Source organism: [Flexibacter] sp. ATCC 35208, assembly GCF_001975825.1.
GTDB lineage: Bacteria > Bacteroidota > Bacteroidia > Chitinophagales > Chitinophagaceae > Chitinophaga.
Map to the genome: position 1 here is coordinate 101,895 of NZ_MTKN01000016.1, position 19,068 is coordinate 120,962.

The window sequence follows — 19,068 nt, forward strand, 5'->3', positions numbered from 1 at the left end:
GTAATTCATAGTAAATTAATGTCAGAAGGAATATGCGGCTTTTACCCCTATTGCGCTATTCGTATTCTCCTGTATCCAGGTCTCATACTTCGCCTCCACATCCAATGATTTTAAATGAACACCCAATCCCGGGGTGAGAATGACCTTTGTGCCATGACCAATGGCCGTAGCAGTTCCCGTTTCTACTTTGATGTACACCGCCGGCATGGGTAGTTTGTATGCTACTCCCAAACGAACAGGAATGACCTGGTAGTCTGCAACGGTAGAATTTTTCTGCGTACTGTTTCCTTTAAAACACACATATCCTGCAGATGCCGTAAAACTCCACCCGGTCAATAATTTTACATTCATGCCGACACCGACCCCTGTGCCAACTTTAGAAGCTGCAGGCAGTTTCCCCTGGTTAATAAGGGCTTCTACATAAGGTCCGTAAGACAATTTCTTAGACTGCCCCAAAGCGGAGGCAGTGATAAAAAACAGGACGGCAAAAAAGTAAAATAGCTGTTTCATAGTTTAACAAGATGAAATCCTGCATCTGCCTAAGCCGATATAGGAATGACCTGAGATCTGGCAGTCGTTATACAATCTTTCTACATACGGACCAAAGCTGATTAATTCTGATTGTCCCAAGGTTGTCCTGCTTACAAATAGTAAGCAAACAAATAAAATGTGTGTTTCATAATTGGACATATTAAGGAAATGGTGCAAACCGCTCAATGGGTAGTCAATTGCCGGGATTCATAAATAGGAACAAACCGGATTTGCACATAAATAGATATTTACATGAGTTAAACGTAGCTCCTTAAAAAAAAGTTACTACTGAGGCAAAACTTTGTACACGGAATCTTTTGGAGGAATACTATCTTTCCTGACTTCGGGAGGTAACTGGTTCGTAGCTGAAGGAAGTGTGGCACCACCTACAGCCTCATTCTGGGCGCCCGCAGGCAATCCCATTTTTATCATTTCCTTTCTTTCCTTGTTGCTGAATAAATACTGGGGATGCTTTTCTTTGCGCATACCATCCTCAAAACGGTACTCTGCACCGAGACGTGGGGGTTCGTAGTTTCCACCACGACTTGAGGCACAGCCAGTGCCCAAAAACACAAAACCTGCCAATAAACTAAAAGATATTAGGATATTGGCAGGTTGTTTAAATTTCTTCCAGGCAGATCTTCTAAGCATGATCCTGGGTTTACTGTCCGGTTATAAAACGCATTTCATTCGTTATTATTATATAACAGCAAATACAAGGCCAAACTTTATTAATAAAGCTTATTTGTTGTCAGCTCATTATTGGGTGCCGGGAAAATGTAATTGGAAGCAGTTGGGGCTACCGCATTTGCCTGCAGACTGCTGCTACCCTTTGCAGGGATCGTTTGCAGGTTTCTCAGCAGATCACCTGATCTGAAACCTTCGCCCAACAATTCAATCCTTCTCTCGATGGCAATAGTAGATACCAGTGCTGAAGCGGTCGCTATATCCGCATCTGCAAATGTATAGCTCGCATCACTACGCGCATGCACCGCCTTCAGCAGATTTGCAGCCAGTGTAAGATTGCCTGTCTGTGCCGCAGCTTCTGCATAATTCAGCAAAACCTCTGAATAACGGATCACCGGAATGTAATCGATATATGGAGATGCCTTTGCATATTTCTTCAGGTAATATAAACTGGATGCTACACGTAACAAGCTTCTGCGCTTATCGCTGCTACCCCATTGTGCATTGCCTAAAATACCATCCGGGTTCAGATAGTACTCTGAATTGGCATTATAAATATAACCAATGGCAGACTGGCCTGAATACGAATCAGAAGATGTCATTGGCATAGAGAAGATGGACTCGGTTGTCGTATAAGTCGTACCGAACAATGTTGTGATATCGGACTGCAATGCATGCTTCACACCATAACTGGTAGTACTAAACGGAGCACTCGTCTGTGGTACAATCTTCGCGGCTTCTTCAACAACTTTCGCAAAATTATTCATAGTCAGGTACACCCTTGTCTTCAGGGCAATCGCAGTACTCTTATGTGCACGGGTGGTATTCAGCAGATCTGAGGAATAACTGTCAGGCAGATTCGCTTCTGCTGAATCCAGGTCTGATAAGATCTGGGTATACACTTCTGCTACTGTGCTACGTGCCAGGTCATTATTGTCACCATCGGTTTCTGCCTGAAGGCGCAGTGGCAAACCTTTGGATGCACCCTGATCCGAGTTGTAAGGCGTAGCATACACCGTTACCAGACTGAAATAGCACAATGCACGGATGTACTTCGCTTCTGCAGTATATTGCGTATTCAGCGTGTCAGAGATCACACCGGTGCTGGTAGCCAGCCCCGCGATAATGATATTCGCGTCGTTGATGGCAGTATATGCCTGTGACCAAAGATTATTGATATCGTTGGAACCGGAGTTGTAGCTATTGTTCCAGCTCTCATACGCCGTGTATGAATTCGCAGTCACGTTGATGAACTCTTCTCCTCTTACATCGCAGTACAGCAGGTAACGGCCGCCGTATAAAGAGGCGCCTTTCACAGCATCGTAAGCACCATTCACCAGACCCAGGATACGGGAAGCAGAACCAAATGAATTTGCGTCGCTGATAGATGTTGAAGGCACGGTATCCAGCAATTCTTTCTCACTGCAGGAGGAGAAAGCCAGTATCACACCCAAACCTATATATTGATATATTTTTTTCATTTTCCTGATTTGTTTTACATTAAAATCCTACGTTAATACCCACTGTGAAAGTTCTTCCCTGACCCACTGCGTTCTTCTCAATACCCGGTGTGGTATTGGAGTTACCATTGCTGCTTGATTCAGGATCTGTACCTGTATAACCAGTAAGCAGGAACAGGTTGTTGCCGGAAGCATATATACGTGCACTGCTGATTCCTGAAGTTCCAAATACGCGGCCAGGTACACGGTAACCCAGCGTCAGACTTTGCAAACGGAGAAAATCACCTTTCTCTACGTTCGCTGAAATCGGGTAAGAAGAACCATTGGAGATCTGGTCATTGTATACCAGACGAGGGATGTCGGTTTTCTGACCTACAGTCGTCCAGCGTTTGGAAATGTCTGTATAGTTGTTATAGAAACGCTGATCTCTCAGGGTGGCTTTGGTACCGTTCATTACATAGTTACCACCTGCGTAAGTCAGGTTGATACCCAGATCAAAGTTCTTGTAACGGAAAGTATTACTCAGACCACCATACCATTTTGGCAATGCATTGCCCAGCAGGTAGTAGTCGCTGGCAGAAATCGCAGTAGCCGTGGTACCATCCAGGTAAGTCCAGTTACTCTCGCCGGAAGCGACTGTAGCACTGTACTGTACTTTCTCACCTGCTTTGTTGATGAAGATACGACGCCCGTTTTCAGGATTCACACCAGCCGTTTTGGCACCATACAGGCTACCAACAGAGTAGCCTACACGTGTTACGTTACTTGCTTCGGACGAAGTGTGAGTATAGCCGATGATGTCTGAGTTACCTGTTGCCAGTGCTGTTACTTTATTCTTGATGTGTGTATAGTTGAAGCTTGCATCCCAGCTGAAATTTTCCTTGCGGATCACGCTGGCTGTTACACCCAGTTCCCAGCCACGGTTATACATAGCACCTACGTTCATGAGGATGGCATTGTCAGGGATACCTTTGGATGCAGATTGTGGTGCACTCAGGATCAGACCATTTACATCGTTGTTGAACCATGTACCTTCTACCTGGATCCTGTTATTCAGCAGCCCCAGATCCAGACCCAGGTTAGTTTGTTTACTGGTTTCCCAGGACAGATCAGGGTTACCGGCCTGACTCAGGTACCAGGTAGCGGCACTACCATACAGCGAAGCACTGTACAGGCTCTGGCTGGCATAGTCGTTGGTCACATTACCATTACCTACACGACCCCAGCTGGCACGCAGTTTCACATTGTTTACAATATTTTCGATGTGCAGGTTTTTGAAGAATCCTTCTTCAGATAACAGCCAGCCCGCGCTCACACCACCGAAGTTACCGAACTTGCTGTTGGCACCCAGTGCAGAGTTACCATCGCGGCGGAAGTTGGCAGTCAGGAAGTACTTGTTATTAAAGTCGTAAGTCACACGGGAGAAGTAAGAGATGAATGCTTTTTCACTTTTACTATTGCCGCTTGCTGTTACGGTGCTGTAACTACCTTCGTAGTTAGTAAAGAAATTGTCTGCCGCTACAGTGGCATAAGCACCCCAGGAAGTAGTCTCGAATTTCTGTACATCATAACCCAATAATGCAGTCACGTGGTGCTTACGGTATTTGTTATTGAAACCCAAAGTGCTCGCCCAGTCCCAGTTATTACGCAGTGCGCTCACATTGGTAGCAGAACCCCCTACAGAATAACCGGAAGATCCCAGTTGAGAACTTAACCACGTATTATTTTCAGTTCTCAGCCTGTCCATCGCATACGTAGTATTCAGTTCAAAGTGATACGGCAACTTAATGGTTGCACCTATATTTCCTGTAAAGCGATCGTTCTCTGTCGTATAGCTACTCAGGTCGAACAATGCTTTTGCATTCCACAGGGTGTTGGTCACCTGGTTGTTGCCCATACCTAACGTACCTGTTGAGCTCAGGTTGTAACTACCGTCGGCATTATACACAGACACGTTGGGTGCCAGTGCAGTGGCAAGACGTGCAGCACCGATGAGCAGGAAGGTACTGTTAGGCAGGGAACCTGTGTTCTGAGATTGGTTGAATGATGTATTGTATGCACCACCAGCTTTGATCTTGAACCATTTGGTTACTTCATGGTCAACATTGAAACGAAGTGACTTACGTTTGAATTCATTATCTACCACAAAACCCTGTTGGTTAGAATAGTTGGCGGATAAATAATAATTTGTTGTTTTGTTACCACCAGATACGCTGATGTTATGGTTCTGAGAATAGGCAGTGCGATAGATATAATCGTACCAGTTAGTATTCACCAGAGAGCCATCTGCATTATAGTTAGGGAAGAACAATTCGGAAGCTACGCTGCTATTGTTTTCATTACCACCCAATACTTTCGAATTGTATACCGCTTCGTTTTTGTATTTCATGTAACCGGTTGCATCCAGCAGTTTAGGCAGACGGGCTGCTTTTGTTAAGCTACCCCATGCATCGTATATTACTTTAGCTTTCCCTTCCTTACCTCTCCTGGTAGTGATGAGGAGTACGCCGCCAGCAGCACGGGAACCGTAGATGGAGGTAGATGCCGCATCTTTCAGTACATCGATAGACTCTATGTCTGCAGGATCGATATCACTCAGCGGGTTGTTAGGCACAGAAGTACTGGTAGAGATATTGCCGGTATTAACAGCAATCCCATCGATCACTACCAGCGGATAAGAGCTGAGGGAGATAGAGTTCACACCACGGATACGGATCACAGGCGGGTTATTCAGCACACCGTTTGGCGATGCGATACTCACACCTGCAGCCCGACCGGAGAGGGCCTGGTCAAAACTCTGCACAGGTGCATCTTTCACGAGTGCACCGGAGATGCGTGCAGCAGCACCGGTAAATTCTCTTTTTGTCTGTGTACCATAACCTACTACCACCACTTCATTCAGACCGCTGGCAGTAGATTCCAGTTTGGCATTGACAGTATTTCCACTAATGGGTAAAATTATTTTCTGGTAACCGATGTAGGTGAATTCCAGCGAAGTAACACCTTCAGGTATTTCGATAGAGAAGTTACCCTGACCATCGGTTTGTACGCCAATAGCCTTACCGGTTGTTTTTACAGATACGCCGGGGATAGGGGAATCGTTGTCCTTCGCTGTAACTTTACCGGTGATGCGGCGTGACTGTGCAGCTGCGCCAAGGTAAAGGGATAGCAGCAGTAATGCGCTTACGATTTGTTTCATTGTTTCTTTGCTTGATAGGAGGTAATAAAGTCCTGAGCACACAGTGTTCGCCCTGTGTACTGGTTGGTTGAATTAATAAATAAAATGTTGAGAAGCTTAGTGGCTTAATTGCTCATTGATTACAGACAGCATGGCTGCAAATTCTTTTTCATCATACAATCTTGTTAAGTATATTATTTTCCCTGTTCTGTCAATGACGATATTCCTTGTCACGCCTGCGTTTTTGTCGGCATAGCGGCGGAAGATAGCTGCGCCGGGATCGAGCGCCAGCGGGTACGAGATGCTCATGTCATCATGAAACTTCGAGACCTTTTCCAAAGGTTCATCTCTGTCCACGCCTATTAAAACAAAATCTTTATTTTTATTGGCCTGCCATACTTCTGTTTCCAGATGGGGCATTTCTTTGCGGCATACACTACACCAGCTGGCGGTGAATTGAAGTACCACTACTTTACCACGCAATTCTTTGAGCGTAGTTTTTTTACCATCGGTTAATACCAATTCAAAATCATCAGGAGCCTGATCGCCTACTTTAACAAGGTACCCTCTGCTGTCGGCGGCAGGATTCTCATATTTTACTTCTTTGGTTGGCTTAGGTGCAGCTGTCTGAGCATATCCTGTTAAGGCAAAACCCAATACCGCGCTACATAACAACAGTTTCTTCATTGTACTTTGTTTACTAGTTAAGCGATCAGTTACTACAGTAAAGAGGAGGTTAAGGTTACAACTTCACGGGGACAAAGATAATTAAATACTCTACAAAACAAGTAGGGTTATAAATTATTTGTTAAATTTTCATACACGCAAAAAAGAAAGCCGCTCATACCTTTGGCAGAAGCGGCTTTCCATAAAAATCCGTTTTTATTAAATCTCGCTGGCCTTGTACCCTGCAGCTTCCACCTGCCTGATTACATCAGCCGCGGATAATCCTTTATTATCATTCACTGTTAGTATTTTATCAGGTGTGCTCGTATCTACTTTCCATGCATCCTTCGCTGGTGATGCGTCTAAATAAGGTGTTACTTTCGCCACACACGCATCGCATTTAATATTTGTCTTGAATTTCATAGTATTTATAATTTAATCCATTTTAATCTTAAACTGTTACTGACTACTGAAACAGAGCTTAAAGCCATGGCAGCACCTGCGATCATAGGGTCTAATAAAAACCCATTAACGGGATACAGGATGCCGGCAGCCAGCGGAATACCAATAATATTGTAAATAAAGGCCCAGAAGAGATTTTGTCTGATAGTACGCACTGTTAGCCCTGACAAAGCCAAAGCCTTGGGAATGGCCTTTAAATCGGCTGTAATGAGGGTCATCTTCGCCACATCCATCGCAATATCTGAACCCTTCCCCATCGCGATACTGACATCTGCCTGTGCCAGTGCCTGACTGTCATTGATACCGTCTCCTGCCATGGCCACTATCTTTCCCTGCGACTGCAATGATTTTACAAACGCCGCTTTATCTGCCGGGAGCATTCCTGCTTTGTAATGTTCAATGCCTACTGACTGAGCCACAGCTGCTGCTGTTTTTTCATTATCACCGGTGAGCATGTAGACAGTGATGCCTTGTTGTTTTAACTGAGTGATTGCAGCTGCGGAAGTTGGTCTTATTTTATCGGAGATATTGATATAGCCTACGATTTTATCATCCTCTGCCATGATAATAGTCGCACTCCTATCTGTTTTTATACCATGCGCATTCAACAACGCTGCATTCCCTGCCAGGTAACGGTGACCATTATAAGAAGCTACAATACCTTTACCGGTAATACTTTCTATTTGCGAAAGTTGTACAGGCTGAATATTATCCTCCTGCAAATGATGCACGACTGCCAGTGCCAAGGGATGTTCAGATTGCAACTCCATCGCTAACAATACAGGCAGCAAAGCCACATCAATATTTATACTTTCTACCGTAGGTTTCCCTTCTGTAATCGTCCCGGTTTTATCCAGCAACACTACATTCGTCTTATATCCTTTTTCCAGACTCTCTGCATCCCTGATGAGAATATTATTATCCGCACCGCGGCCAATTCCTACCATAATCGCTGTAGGCGTCGCTAATCCTAATGCGCAAGGGCATGCAATGACCAATACTGTTACTGCTGCCAATAATCCATGTGTAAAATCACCTGCCACCATCCAGATGCCAAATGTTACCACAGCTATACCAATCACCACTGGCACAAATATCCCCGCAATCTTATCAACCAACTGCTGCACGGGTGCCTTACTACCCTGTGCTTCCTGCACCATGCGAATGATCTGTGCCAATACGGTATCCGCACCTACCTTCTCTGCTTTGAACTGAAAACTACCCTGCTGATTGATAGTGCCTGCAAATACCTGCTTGCCTTTCTCTTTCAATACAGGTACAGGTTCTCCACTGATCATACTTTCATCTACATAAGACCCGCCTTCTACTACCACTCCATCCACAGGAATACGATTACCGGGTTTTACCAGTATGGTATCATTTACCTGCACGGCTTCCAGCGGTACTTCAACCTGCTCATTGTGTCTCATTACAAGCACTGTCTTAGGTTGTAAGCCCATCAGTTTCTTCAATGCAGAAGAAGTATTTGATTTCGCTTTTTCTTCCAGTAATTTCCCCAATGATACAAATGCTATCACCACTGCCGCTGCTTCGAAATACACATGTGCATGCAATCCTCTGGCCATCCAGAAGTGCGGATTGATTGTATTAAATATACTGAAGATCCAGGCTATACCTGTACTCAGCGCGACCAATGTATCCATATTGGATTTCCCATGCCGGGCCTGTTTCCAGGCGTTCACAAAAAAACCTTTTCCAAGCCAGAATATCACCGGCGTGGACAATACACACATGATCCAGTTAGCATAAGGAATATTCATAAAGAACATGCCGATCACCACTACTGGCAACGATAATATGATCGCAATAATAGTACGGGTCTTCAAAGCCTGGTAATGACTTTGTTGTGCCTGCTGTTGTATTTCTTCCCTGTTATGGGTTTCAATGACGAGGTCGTATCCTACGCTACGAAGGGAGTTACGCATGGTTTCAGGGGTTACCTGATCTGCGTCATAGGTCACGAGGGCTGTCTGGTTGGCGTAGTTGACAATTGCCTCCTCCACCCCGGGTACAGAGTGCAGCATGGAAGTAATGCTTACTGCACAGGCAGCACAACTCATTTCCAGAACGGGGAAGGTTTCTTTTATTAGGTGTCCCATGGTACAAAGCTACCAAGGACAAAGGGAAGGGCTGTTATATGATCAGGTATAAAATGTATATAATTATTACACCTGATCCAGTGGCTTGCGGCTGTTCTCTTTCAGCTGGCGGTAGGCGCTGGGCGTCATACCCGTAATTTTCTTAAACTGCTGGCTGAGGTGCTGTACGCTGCTATAACCCAGGTTGTCAGCGATTTCACTCAGGTTCATCTCGTCGTATTGCAGCAGTTCTTTCACTCTTTCAATGCGTTGGAGGATCACGTACTTTTCTATCGTCAGTCCTTCACTTGTACTAAAGGCGGTGGACAGGTAATGGTATTCTACCCCGATGCTATCCTGCAGAAATACAGACAGTTTGGTATTTAAGGTATCATTATCCTTGCCATGAATAAGGTTGATAATAGTGGTTTTGATCTTCTCCACCAGCGCATTCTTTTTATCGTCCAGCAGTTCAAAACCCAGTTCTTTCAGGTTACCGCTCAGTACCTTCAGTTGTTCCGGTGCAGGCGCCTCCTTGATGCTCACTTCCCCCAGCAAGATGCTATTGAAGGGGATGTGCAGCTTTTCCAGTTCCTGGCTCACCACCATAATACAGCGGTTACAAACCATGTTTTTTATAAACAAATGCATTTGGCAAAGTTATGCTATCTTAGTTATAGGGACAAACAACCTATATCCATTGAAAAAGATTACCGGGATGCTTCGTCAAATGAAGCCCCTTGCACCAGATACTGCGGTCCCCCTTCAAAAATGGAAAGAACCCGAAATTGATTACCTTTGCGCCGGTCTTACAAAACATCATCATGCGAAAGTATTTACCATTTCTGCTCATCGGCCTCCTGTGCAGCTGTGCAGAAAATGCGAAAAAGCCCTTACCTGATGCAGACAGCTCCCTTACCGTAAACGAACAGTCTGCCAGTTCCACGTCCAGTCCTCTTCCTGATAAAATTATCGCGGAAAGGACCAATGGCACCGTCACCCTTTTAGATACCATCGACGGAAAGCCCCTCGTATCCATGAATGACAACGTTCTGCTGGATGCCACCATGCCTAAGAACGGCTGGTCGGAAACCAGCATTGAAATCGCTGTCAATGCTGCTCAGGAAAAGAGTATGATCATCAAAAAAGGTCAGGCCCTCACCCTCGCAGGCAAAGTCGTCGGCAAAGCACTGGATGACCTTCACCTGGTCACCACCGGCGAAAATATGCATGGAGAACTGACAGGGTTTTTCTTTGGTTATGTTCAAAAGAAAGATATCAAACCGGGCTCTGTGATCGAAACAGCACTCGCAGACTACCTGCGTACTCACAGTGGCAGATTGCTGCCTGATATGCAGCCGTTTATCAAACAGTTCCAGCTGGAAAATACAGGTATAAATGCACCATTCCTCGAATATCAGAACTATGATAATTCCGTGGATGATCCGTCTCCACTGTATAGGGTTGTACTGGTGTTTTATAAAAACAGCTTAATCGGCGCCGTTGCCGCCAGACCACTCCAACTGGCCAATACACAGTCACAACCTCTGGAAAGAGGTTTCACCGCATACTTCTTCAATGATACTGATCAAAAAGTAAAAGAGGAATATGTGAAGCTGTTCAATAACTTCATTACGAGTGTAGACTAAGCGCCGTATCAATATAATTTTCTATCAGCCGGATCGCCTTACTGATCTTTTCTTTGGCTTCTATTGCCAATTCCTGTAAGGCCTCCGGCTGTATATTTTTCACACCTTCAATCTGCTCCGCCAGCAATGCCAGATCCATCAACCCCACTGTCAGTGCCACCCCACGTAGTTTATGCCCCCAGCCATTTAAAGTAAGCATATTTTCGCCTGTCAATACACTGTCAAACTCCGCCATCAGTTTATTAAATTCCTTGACTGTCAGTGATAGGATCTCTTTCATAAACGCCGGATCATCATCACCCAGGTACGTTTTTAAATATTCTTCATCTAATACCTCCGCTTTATCTTCCAGCTCTTCCGGCTCATGTGGTTTATCCAACCGCAACCACTTATTGAACATCGCCACCATGGTATTTTCTACAAAAGGTTTTGCCATAAAATCGTCCATACCCGCTTCTATACATTTCTCCCGCTCACCCATTACATTGCCTGCTGTCAGCGCAATAATAGGCACCCTGAAACCAGGATAATCCGTGCGAATCAGTTTGCTGGCTTCATAACCATTCATCTCCGGCATCTGGATGTCCATGAGAATAATGTCCGGCATGATATGACTCAAAATTGCTAATGCCTCTTTACCATTATTCGCTTCATGGATCACAGCTGCGGGTGCGATGCGATGAATAATAGTCGTGGCGAGAAACATATTGATCGGGTTATCTTCTACCACGAGCACATTAAAACCATCCCCCCTCGCACTCTGTGCGGTGTTTTCAGTAGTAACAGGTATGATCATTTCTTTTTTGAATAAACGGGACAGGGCGTTGTACATCTCCTGCATTTTAATGGGTTTTACAAGACGTTGTTGTACCTGCAGGCGCTCACAGGCTTTGATGATCCTTTCATCATCTGAGGAACTATGCAGTAAGATTATTTTCTGCCGGGGATCGGCGTCTATATTTTTCCTGATCTTTTCAATGGTCTCAATACCATCCATAAAAGGCATGTTATAATCCATGAGCACTACGTCGAAGTGATTTTTCTTTGAGAGGATCTCCAGCGCTTCAAAACCATTTTTTGCTTCTACAAAACTGATCCCTTTCAGGAAGAGCATTTCTCTCAGGATCACACGGTTGTTGTCATTGTCATCCACGATCAATACATTTTTGACCATGTCGATGTTCTCCCAGTGAATGCGTTCACCATCTTCTGTTTTTACAGAGATGTCAAAGAAGAAACGGCTCCCTTTGCCCGGTTTACTTTCCAGCTGCAGGGTACTGCCCATCAATGCGAGTAACTTGTTCGAGATGGTGAGACCCAACCCCGTACCACCATATTTTTTTGTGGTGGAAACGTCTTCCTGTAAAAACGCTTCAAAGATCTTATGCGCCTTCTCTGGCCGGATACCAATACCCGTATCACGTACTTCAAAACGGAAAAGGTCATCCCTGTCCAGTTGCGTCACTTTCAACTCGATCTCACCCGCTGGGGTAAATTTCACGGCATTCCCCATCAGGTTCACAAGGATCTGTTTCAGGCGTACTTCATCTATGTATACAAAACGGGGCAGATTGGAGGAGACATTCAGTAACAATTCCAACCCTTTGTTCTGCGCCTGGTAACTGATGATATCACTCGCCTGACTACAGAATTCGTAGAGATCACATTTGTCAATATCCAGTTCCAGTTTGCCCGCTTCGATCTTTGAGAAGTCGAGGATATCATTGATAATGCTTAAAAGGGCATTTGCAGACTGATTTACGATCGATAAGTACTGGTTCTGAGACTCTGTAAGTTGTGTCTTTAAAACAAGGTCTGTGAAGCCGATAACGCCATTTAACGGGGTCCTGATCTCATGGCTCATATTAGCCAAAAATTCCGACTTTGCAATATTCGCCTGTTCGGCCTGTATTTTTGCCTGTTTATATTCTTCCTGCTGCAGATAAGCTTCAGTAATATCCTGTGTGAACATCATAATACCGCCAATTTTGCCATCGTACTGAAACCAGGGTCTTACTTCCCAACGCAGGTACTGATCATGGTTCCAGCCTTCGGGGCGCCATACATCATGTTCTTCCCTGAGTACTTCGCCTGACTGTGCACTGGCATGGATCTTTTTCCAATGATCTGATATATTGGGGAATACCTCGTAGTGAGAGATGCCCAGTACGGGCTGCCCCTGTATCTGAAATTCTTCCAGCCAGCGACGGCTCACGGCAATATACCGCATTTCCTTGTCGAACATGGCCACTGCCGCAGGAGCGTGTTCCACAAAGGTAGAGAGCCGCAATTTCTGGGTTTTGAGTTCTATCTCCGCGAGTTTCTTTTCTGTGATGTCCTGCAGGGTGCCAAAGAGTCGCTTGCATTGACCGTTTTCAAACTGCGCACTGCCGCGGCTGCGTACCCACCGGTCATTGCCTTTTTCGGTCACGATTTCCAGTTCCAGGTTGAACGAATTGCCCGTGGCGATGGTCTCTGCCAGTGCGGCCTGCATACGCTGGCGGTTTTCGCCCTCTTTGTAAAAACGCATACCGTTGGAAAAACGGGCAGGTTCATCAGGGGCTACTTCCAGTATTTCTCGGGTTACGTCAGACCAGAATACGTTTCCATTGTGCATGTCTATTTCCCAGGCGCCGATACGTGCTACTTTATTCGTACGTTCCAGCATTTCGGTGGAGCGCTTCAGGTCTTTTTCCAGCTGATAATGGATAGTAATGTCCGCAGCGTTAGAGATGACGTATTGGTCTACCAGTACGTTATTGTAATGAAGAATAATGCGTGTACCGTCTTTCTTCAGCACTTTCATCAACCCGTTTAGTTTGCCTGATTTTTTGATCTGCTCCAGGTATGCACGCACCTCATGGTGCAGTTCCTTCGGTGCAATATCGAACAGGCTGGCACCCACCAGTTCGTCCAAGGTATACCCCAATCCTGCTGCACCGGCTTCGTTTACAGTGAGGAAATATCCCTGCAAATCATGGGTGCACATGAGACCTGGGGAGTTTTCGAAGAAAGTGCGGAAGTTGCGTTCGCTTTCGCTGAGCAACTGTTCCTTTCTGCGTTCTTCGGTGATGTCACGGCCTATGCTGAAAATATCCTGGGTATCGGGTTCGGCGGTGGCCATCCACGAGATGGTGCGCCATTCACCTGATTTGGTACGGAGACGGTTCTCGAAGGCGATGGTAGATTTACCGGCGATCATATTGCTGGTTTCGACCAGGGAGGCTGCCTGGTCATCGGGATGGATCATTTCCAGGATGTTCTTTTGCAGCATTTCTTCCGGTGAATAACCGAAGATGTGGGTGTAGGCAAGGTTGACCTTTTTGAACACACCGGCGGAGGTAGCGAGACCAACAAGGTTGTCTGAGAGAAGGAAAAGTTTTTCTAAATAATAGACTTCTTCTTTCTGACGGCGGTTCAGGATGAGGGTCATAATTTCGTTCGCCATGAGTTCAAGTGCATGGCGCTGGCTCTCTTGCAACTGACGGGGTTGTTCGTCCATGACACAGAGGGCGCCGAGGATGATGCCTTTGGGATCGCGAATGGGGTAGCCGGAGAAAAAGCGGAAGAAATTGCCTTCGCCAATGTCGGGCTTTTCTACATAGCTGTTGGTGCGGAGGATCTCTTCTGTGAAGGACCATTCGCGGGGCACTTCTCTGAAATTCAGTCCGATAGCTGATTTGAGCCATTGGCGGTCCTGATCGGGGAAGGAGATGCAAGCGGCGGAGGTATTGCAGATGAGGGCAGCGAGGGTGGTAAGCCGGTCGAATTCCTCTTCAGGATGAGAGTCAAGAATGTGATAGCCAGCCAGTATATTCAATCTTTCGGCTTCGCGCTGGGTAGAACTGGTTGCTTTCATATATTTTGGAACGATGAGATAAGTATTATATAACACAGAATCCTTAAAACTGTTCAAATTTAAACAGCCGATTTAAACAGCGAAAAAAGACTTTTGCCTTCGGCAAAAGTCTTTTTTCGCTTTGCGGTGATTTGGTTTTGGCCTTCTGCCAAAACCAAATCACCGCTCTCTACCATAATAAGCCTCTTTGTTACTGTACCTGCTTGAACATCGCATCCAGCATTTCTTCTGTAAACCTCCCTCCTCCCATCGTTACCAACTTGCTTACCGGCATTTCATTCAATATCGCCACCATCATCGCCTGCATTTTCTTTTTCGCTTCCTCCTATGCAGGCGTGAGCGGCTCCTTACTTTCTCCCCCACCAAACATGGTTCCCATTCCCTCCATTAATTTCGCATACACCGCCTTACCTTTCGGATGATCCGCAAAATCTTTCAACAGCGAATTTCTTGTCAACAGCGGATATAAAACATGCGTAGCCTTCACCTCCAACTCCTGATGCAGGGGCAAATGTCTTTATTACCTTTCTTAAGGTCGCCTCGTCGGATGCGGTGACATTAATTAATGAATAAGGTCTTGCCCCTGTAAACACATCCCATCGCCAGGTCAGCTGGCTGTTCGTACGATGCTTTCCATTATCGTACCACCAGGCGGTATATAGTTTTGTATTCCCCTCCACCAACAAGGCAGTATAAACAGACCTGCCATCCCATACCTGCTCCTGTACCTTTTCAAATGTATACCCACTCCCCTTCCAACAGATCATAGGATGATGCTCTGAATAATAATAGGAAGGAATAAATTTCACATACACCAACGCATCCTTACTCATTAACTGCGTAACATCATCAGGTAAATTCTTCACAATATACCCTGCGGTCTTCACAGGCAATGCATGCGCTACCACAGGCCGCGGACGCAGGTTTACATAACAGCCATAGATCATGCACGGCAGCAATATACCATTCCGTAACAATAAAGGACCAGTAGGTACAATCCGGTATATTTTCTTCTCTACCACAACCGGAGTACCAAACCGCATGATCATATACCTGCTGAAAAAAACAAAAGGCACTATAACATAACCTACTAATGACATCACTCCTACCGCCTCATGCGACGGGGTATCCGGCATTATTTTAAACTGTACGAGACAAATGATCCGTATTAAATTGCCTATTACATTCAATCCAAACGCTACACTCAATACCCCAAGGGTCATGCCCACCGATAGATATTTTCTATACTTTTTTTGGAATCCTCCTATAATGATCATTCCACACAACATAGCAGTCACCGTCATCTGCAAACCCATACAAGCGGGATCTACGGAGAAATCCTGTCCACCACAGCTAATGATATTCCCCTCTACTTTTGCCCCCATCACCACACTCCCCGCCAGCGCGGTCAGTTGCAAACGAATGGGAAATGTAAACAGGTCCGCCCAGAACCGGAATACCGGCGACATACAGATCATTACCAGCATAGGCAACAGATTAATCCTTCCCACATACATCTCCAAACAAAATACAACTGCTGTGATCAATGCCAGATAATAAAATGTATGCACCGGCACCAGTAGAAACAATGCGAACAAGCCAATAGAGATATAAAAATATCGCTGGCTTCCCTTTTTTGTTTGATCGAATTCGGTCGTGAAGGGCAGCGCTGCCAGTCCCAGCAGGAAACCGGCAGACTGCCAATCCACAAAGTGCTGCAGCCCTACAAGGAACAGGACAAGGTACACAAGTATAAGGATCCTCATATTGCTACAGCGCGTTTCTTTTTAAACCAAACGATACATACTAACCCTATTATGATCAAAGCCCACTCATGCGGTTCAGGCACCGCCCCTTTGCCTTTCAGGGAAGCGTTCTTCAGACTGTTGGCGTCATCATGTATATCGAAACGGTCATAATCTGCTTGTGTTTCCAGTACGATCAGACTGGAGGCCGGGGTCACGATATAAGATTCTTTTGCAGTGGCAATGATCTCACTGTCCGACATTTTTTGCGGCCCCATTTTCTGCATGATGTGGTTGTAAGCAAATAAGCGCATCAGGTGATCAGGCGCATTGCTTACCCCCGTCTGATCATCCATATTGATCGTCACACCTGCGGGTGCTATCACTACACGGTTATCATTCTCTATATCTCTGGGAAACTGGTGCTGCGGCAGCCATTGCGCCAGCTCTTTTACATCTCCATCCGCATACCGGAAGAAACGGTATTCTTTCAGTGTACGCAGGTAAGGAGACAGCTCGCCACCAAGATTAAACAATTGCATTTTCCCTGGTATTTTTAATGACGTCTTTATTTGTTCACTGAATACACTTCCTGCCAGATCACCCAAATTGGGAGACATCACATTTCCCTTCGTAATGACCAATGCGGATGCACGATCAGGTACATTGTATACAGGAAATAAACTGTACCGGTCTTTGACCAGTCGCCCAAAGTTCTCACCAGTGGCTGTATGCCATTGATTATCGATATACACCTTTACGGGATAGTGCAGATTTAATATTTCTTTAAATTCTTCTTCCGTCCATGACTGGTTAATATCGAGGTAAATAGTTTTGATATCAGCACCACCCAATTCTTGTTTGTAAGGCGCTACAAAGAATGACTTCCCATTGGCACTAAAACGGTTACTCCGTATGCCGAGATCGATCACAGATAATTGCCAGTCTGCTTCATAAGGGCCTACGCTGGAAAAAGTATTCTTCGTACGACTGAACATTCCGGGCAATTCCACGCCTACCGGTGTCTCCTGGAAGTTGATGTTTACATCTTCGCGGGCACTGCCTGCATCCGGCCCCTGGAACCAGATATTCTGGTACACCAGTCGCTTGCCCTGTTGTAACAACGGCGTCGTGATACCGATTTTAACCTGTCTGCCGGATTGCCCTTCCACTGGAAACACACGTACCGTCACCGTATTCCCTTCCTGCCAGTGTACCACGCTGGGATCACGGTATTCATGACCCACAATTTTTTCATACGCCTCCGCCGCTTTTTCTTTGGTAGTTAGAATACCTTTTTCTTCCTTGCCATTTATCCAGAGGGAAAGGGAAGTCACGACACCTCCTTCGGGCAAGTGAAAAGTGTAAATAGCCTCCTGGTTATTCCAGCTATTTCTACTCATCTCCGCGTTGAAAACATTGATCGTTTTCTCTGTATACGCCATGTGCAGCGAAGGCCAGATATTCGCATTGGTACGTACCTGAATAGTAGAGAGTTTATCGCCGCTCCACAGCCGTTCCTGTGTTTCCTGACGGCTGTCGTACATGGCGGTCAGTACCTGGGCCGCCTCTGTTTCCGGTATATAGGCAGTGCCGGTCAGGGAGGCGATCACCAGCAGCGGATCCTGCAATTGCTCGGCATCATAAAAGCTTCTTCTCCTGGGCATATCAAAGAAACTCCAGTCACCAAAAGCATCGTTCCCTGTCTGGTATACGATCCCTGCCTTCAACACCCTCTCTGTCATCGCATTACCAGGTGTCTTGCGCGCTACATTTTCCCATGCTGGCAGGTCTTCATTGTCTGTCCTGAGATAAGCATCATCAATGGCAGAAACAGCGTTTTTCCACAGCATAGTATATACAATGATCAGTGCCACCACGCTCCCGATACCAACCAGGTAGGCATACCGGTATGTTGGCCTGAACCAGACACAGGCAGATACCAGGTTATAAGTATAGATCAAAAACAACAGCGGGATGAACACATGCCCCCCAATACCAAATACAATCATACCAATAGCGCCAATGATACAGGTGGGCAACATACAGAACATAAGGTATAAAAAACAACAGGTAGAAACACCCAGTATGAATGCCATAATGGTTCTCACCACAGGAGGAAATCCCTCTTTAAAACCATAGGCAATATTGTTGATGCAACACACTCCCAATGTAATCGCCCACCAGTCAGTAGAAACTGCGAAAATTTCCATGCATTTGTTCAACGCAAAACAACTGATGAGGCACAAGGTCAGGTACACTGCAAATGCATTGCGGCTCCTTCTCCCCTTTTTAAATCCACCCTTCCCCCATAAAAACACGAAATACAACAAAACGGACACATAAATTAACAGAAATAGGGGAAATGTGTCCTCCGACTGGCTTTGAACCATCCTAGGAAAAAAGTAGAATCCAAGGGTAACAGGAATAAGGAGTAAACCCACCCAAAGGCGCTCATCCCGGAACATGAATTGAAAATATTGCTTATTTGTCATATCATAAAGTACTTTGTATTTCAAAGCTTATAGGGCTAAAAAAATCGACCATGGCCAATCTGGTGAAACACCTTTCACTTTGAAATACAAAGTAAAGGAAATAGTTTCAATCAGACAAGTCCTTTTTAAAAAAAATTCCCTACCTTCTGTCTCCACTTTTTATAAATGAAGACTGACATTAATCAAGGAAGAATCATTATCGCGCAAAGAAAGGAAGCACTCATTTCAATGGTATAA

Annotated in this window: 12 protein-coding genes; 1 reads left to right on the top strand and 11 read right to left on the bottom strand. The window is 45.4% G+C overall.

Annotated elements, in window-relative coordinates:
* Positions 1 to 21: 21 nt before the first annotated feature.
* The 8 genes from BW716_RS12395 to BW716_RS12430 all read right to left on the bottom strand — a co-directional run bounded on the left by BW716_RS12395 (position 22) and on the right by BW716_RS12430 (position 9,713).
* Positions 22 to 510, bottom strand: a complete 489-nt coding sequence (locus BW716_RS12395; RefSeq protein WP_083722872.1) for a hypothetical protein — start codon at positions 508 to 510, stop codon at positions 22 to 24.
* Positions 511 to 816: 306 nt separating this feature from the next.
* Positions 817 to 1,182: a hypothetical protein gene (locus BW716_RS12400; RefSeq protein ID WP_083722873.1), complete on the bottom strand. Its 366-nt coding sequence runs from the start codon at positions 1,180 to 1,182 to the stop codon at positions 817 to 819.
* An 80-nt stretch (positions 1,183 to 1,262) separates the two neighbouring features.
* Positions 1,263 to 2,699: a RagB/SusD family nutrient uptake outer membrane protein gene (locus BW716_RS12405; protein WP_083722874.1), complete on the bottom strand. Its 1,437-nt coding sequence runs from the start codon at positions 2,697 to 2,699 to the stop codon at positions 1,263 to 1,265.
* A gap of 19 nt (positions 2,700 to 2,718) precedes the next feature.
* Complete coding sequence (locus BW716_RS12410) at positions 2,719 to 5,877, bottom strand: SusC/RagA family TonB-linked outer membrane protein (RefSeq protein ID WP_083722875.1); 3,159 nt, start codon at positions 5,875 to 5,877, stop codon at positions 2,719 to 2,721.
* Positions 5,878 to 5,973: 96 nt separating this feature from the next.
* Positions 5,974 to 6,543, bottom strand: coding sequence for a peroxiredoxin (locus tag BW716_RS12415; RefSeq protein WP_083722876.1), 570 nt, complete (start codon positions 6,541 to 6,543; stop codon positions 5,974 to 5,976).
* A 198-nt stretch (positions 6,544 to 6,741) separates the two neighbouring features.
* The gene (locus BW716_RS12420; protein ID WP_083722877.1) at positions 6,742 to 6,945 is read right to left on the bottom strand and encodes a heavy-metal-associated domain-containing protein; all 204 of its coding nucleotides are present in this window, start codon (positions 6,943 to 6,945) and stop codon (positions 6,742 to 6,744) included.
* A gap of 5 nt (positions 6,946 to 6,950) precedes the next feature.
* Complete coding sequence (locus BW716_RS12425) at positions 6,951 to 9,104, bottom strand: heavy metal translocating P-type ATPase (protein WP_083722878.1); 2,154 nt, start codon at positions 9,102 to 9,104, stop codon at positions 6,951 to 6,953.
* 66 nt (positions 9,105 to 9,170) lie between these two features.
* Positions 9,171 to 9,713 carry an AraC family transcriptional regulator gene (locus BW716_RS12430; RefSeq protein ID WP_235643629.1) on the bottom strand — a complete coding sequence of 181 codons (543 nt, stop codon included), beginning with the start codon at positions 9,711 to 9,713 and terminating at the stop codon, positions 9,171 to 9,173.
* A gap of 194 nt (positions 9,714 to 9,907) precedes the next feature.
* Between BW716_RS12430 and BW716_RS12435 the strand changes: the two genes are divergently transcribed.
* Positions 9,908 to 10,732: a hypothetical protein gene (locus tag BW716_RS12435; RefSeq protein ID WP_083722880.1), complete on the top strand. Its 825-nt coding sequence runs from the start codon at positions 9,908 to 9,910 to the stop codon at positions 10,730 to 10,732.
* Here BW716_RS12435 and BW716_RS12440 read toward each other — a convergent pair.
* The 3 genes from BW716_RS12440 to BW716_RS12450 form a co-directional block, all read right to left on the bottom strand.
* Positions 10,716 to 14,591, bottom strand: a complete 3,876-nt coding sequence (locus BW716_RS12440; RefSeq protein ID WP_083722905.1) for a PAS domain S-box protein — start codon at positions 14,589 to 14,591, stop codon at positions 10,716 to 10,718. The genes BW716_RS12435 and BW716_RS12440 overlap by 17 nt on opposite strands.
* 407 nt (positions 14,592 to 14,998) lie before the next feature.
* A complete protein-coding gene (xrtN, locus tag BW716_RS12445) occupies positions 14,999 to 16,357 on the bottom strand; it encodes an exosortase N (RefSeq protein ID WP_083722881.1) in 1,359 nt (452 codons plus the stop codon).
* A complete protein-coding gene (locus BW716_RS12450; protein WP_083722882.1) occupies positions 16,354 to 18,831 on the bottom strand; it encodes an XrtN system VIT domain-containing protein in 2,478 nt (825 codons plus the stop codon). Before BW716_RS12450 ends, xrtN begins: the two co-directional genes overlap by 4 nt.
* Between the last annotated feature and the right edge of the window lie 237 nt (positions 18,832 to 19,068).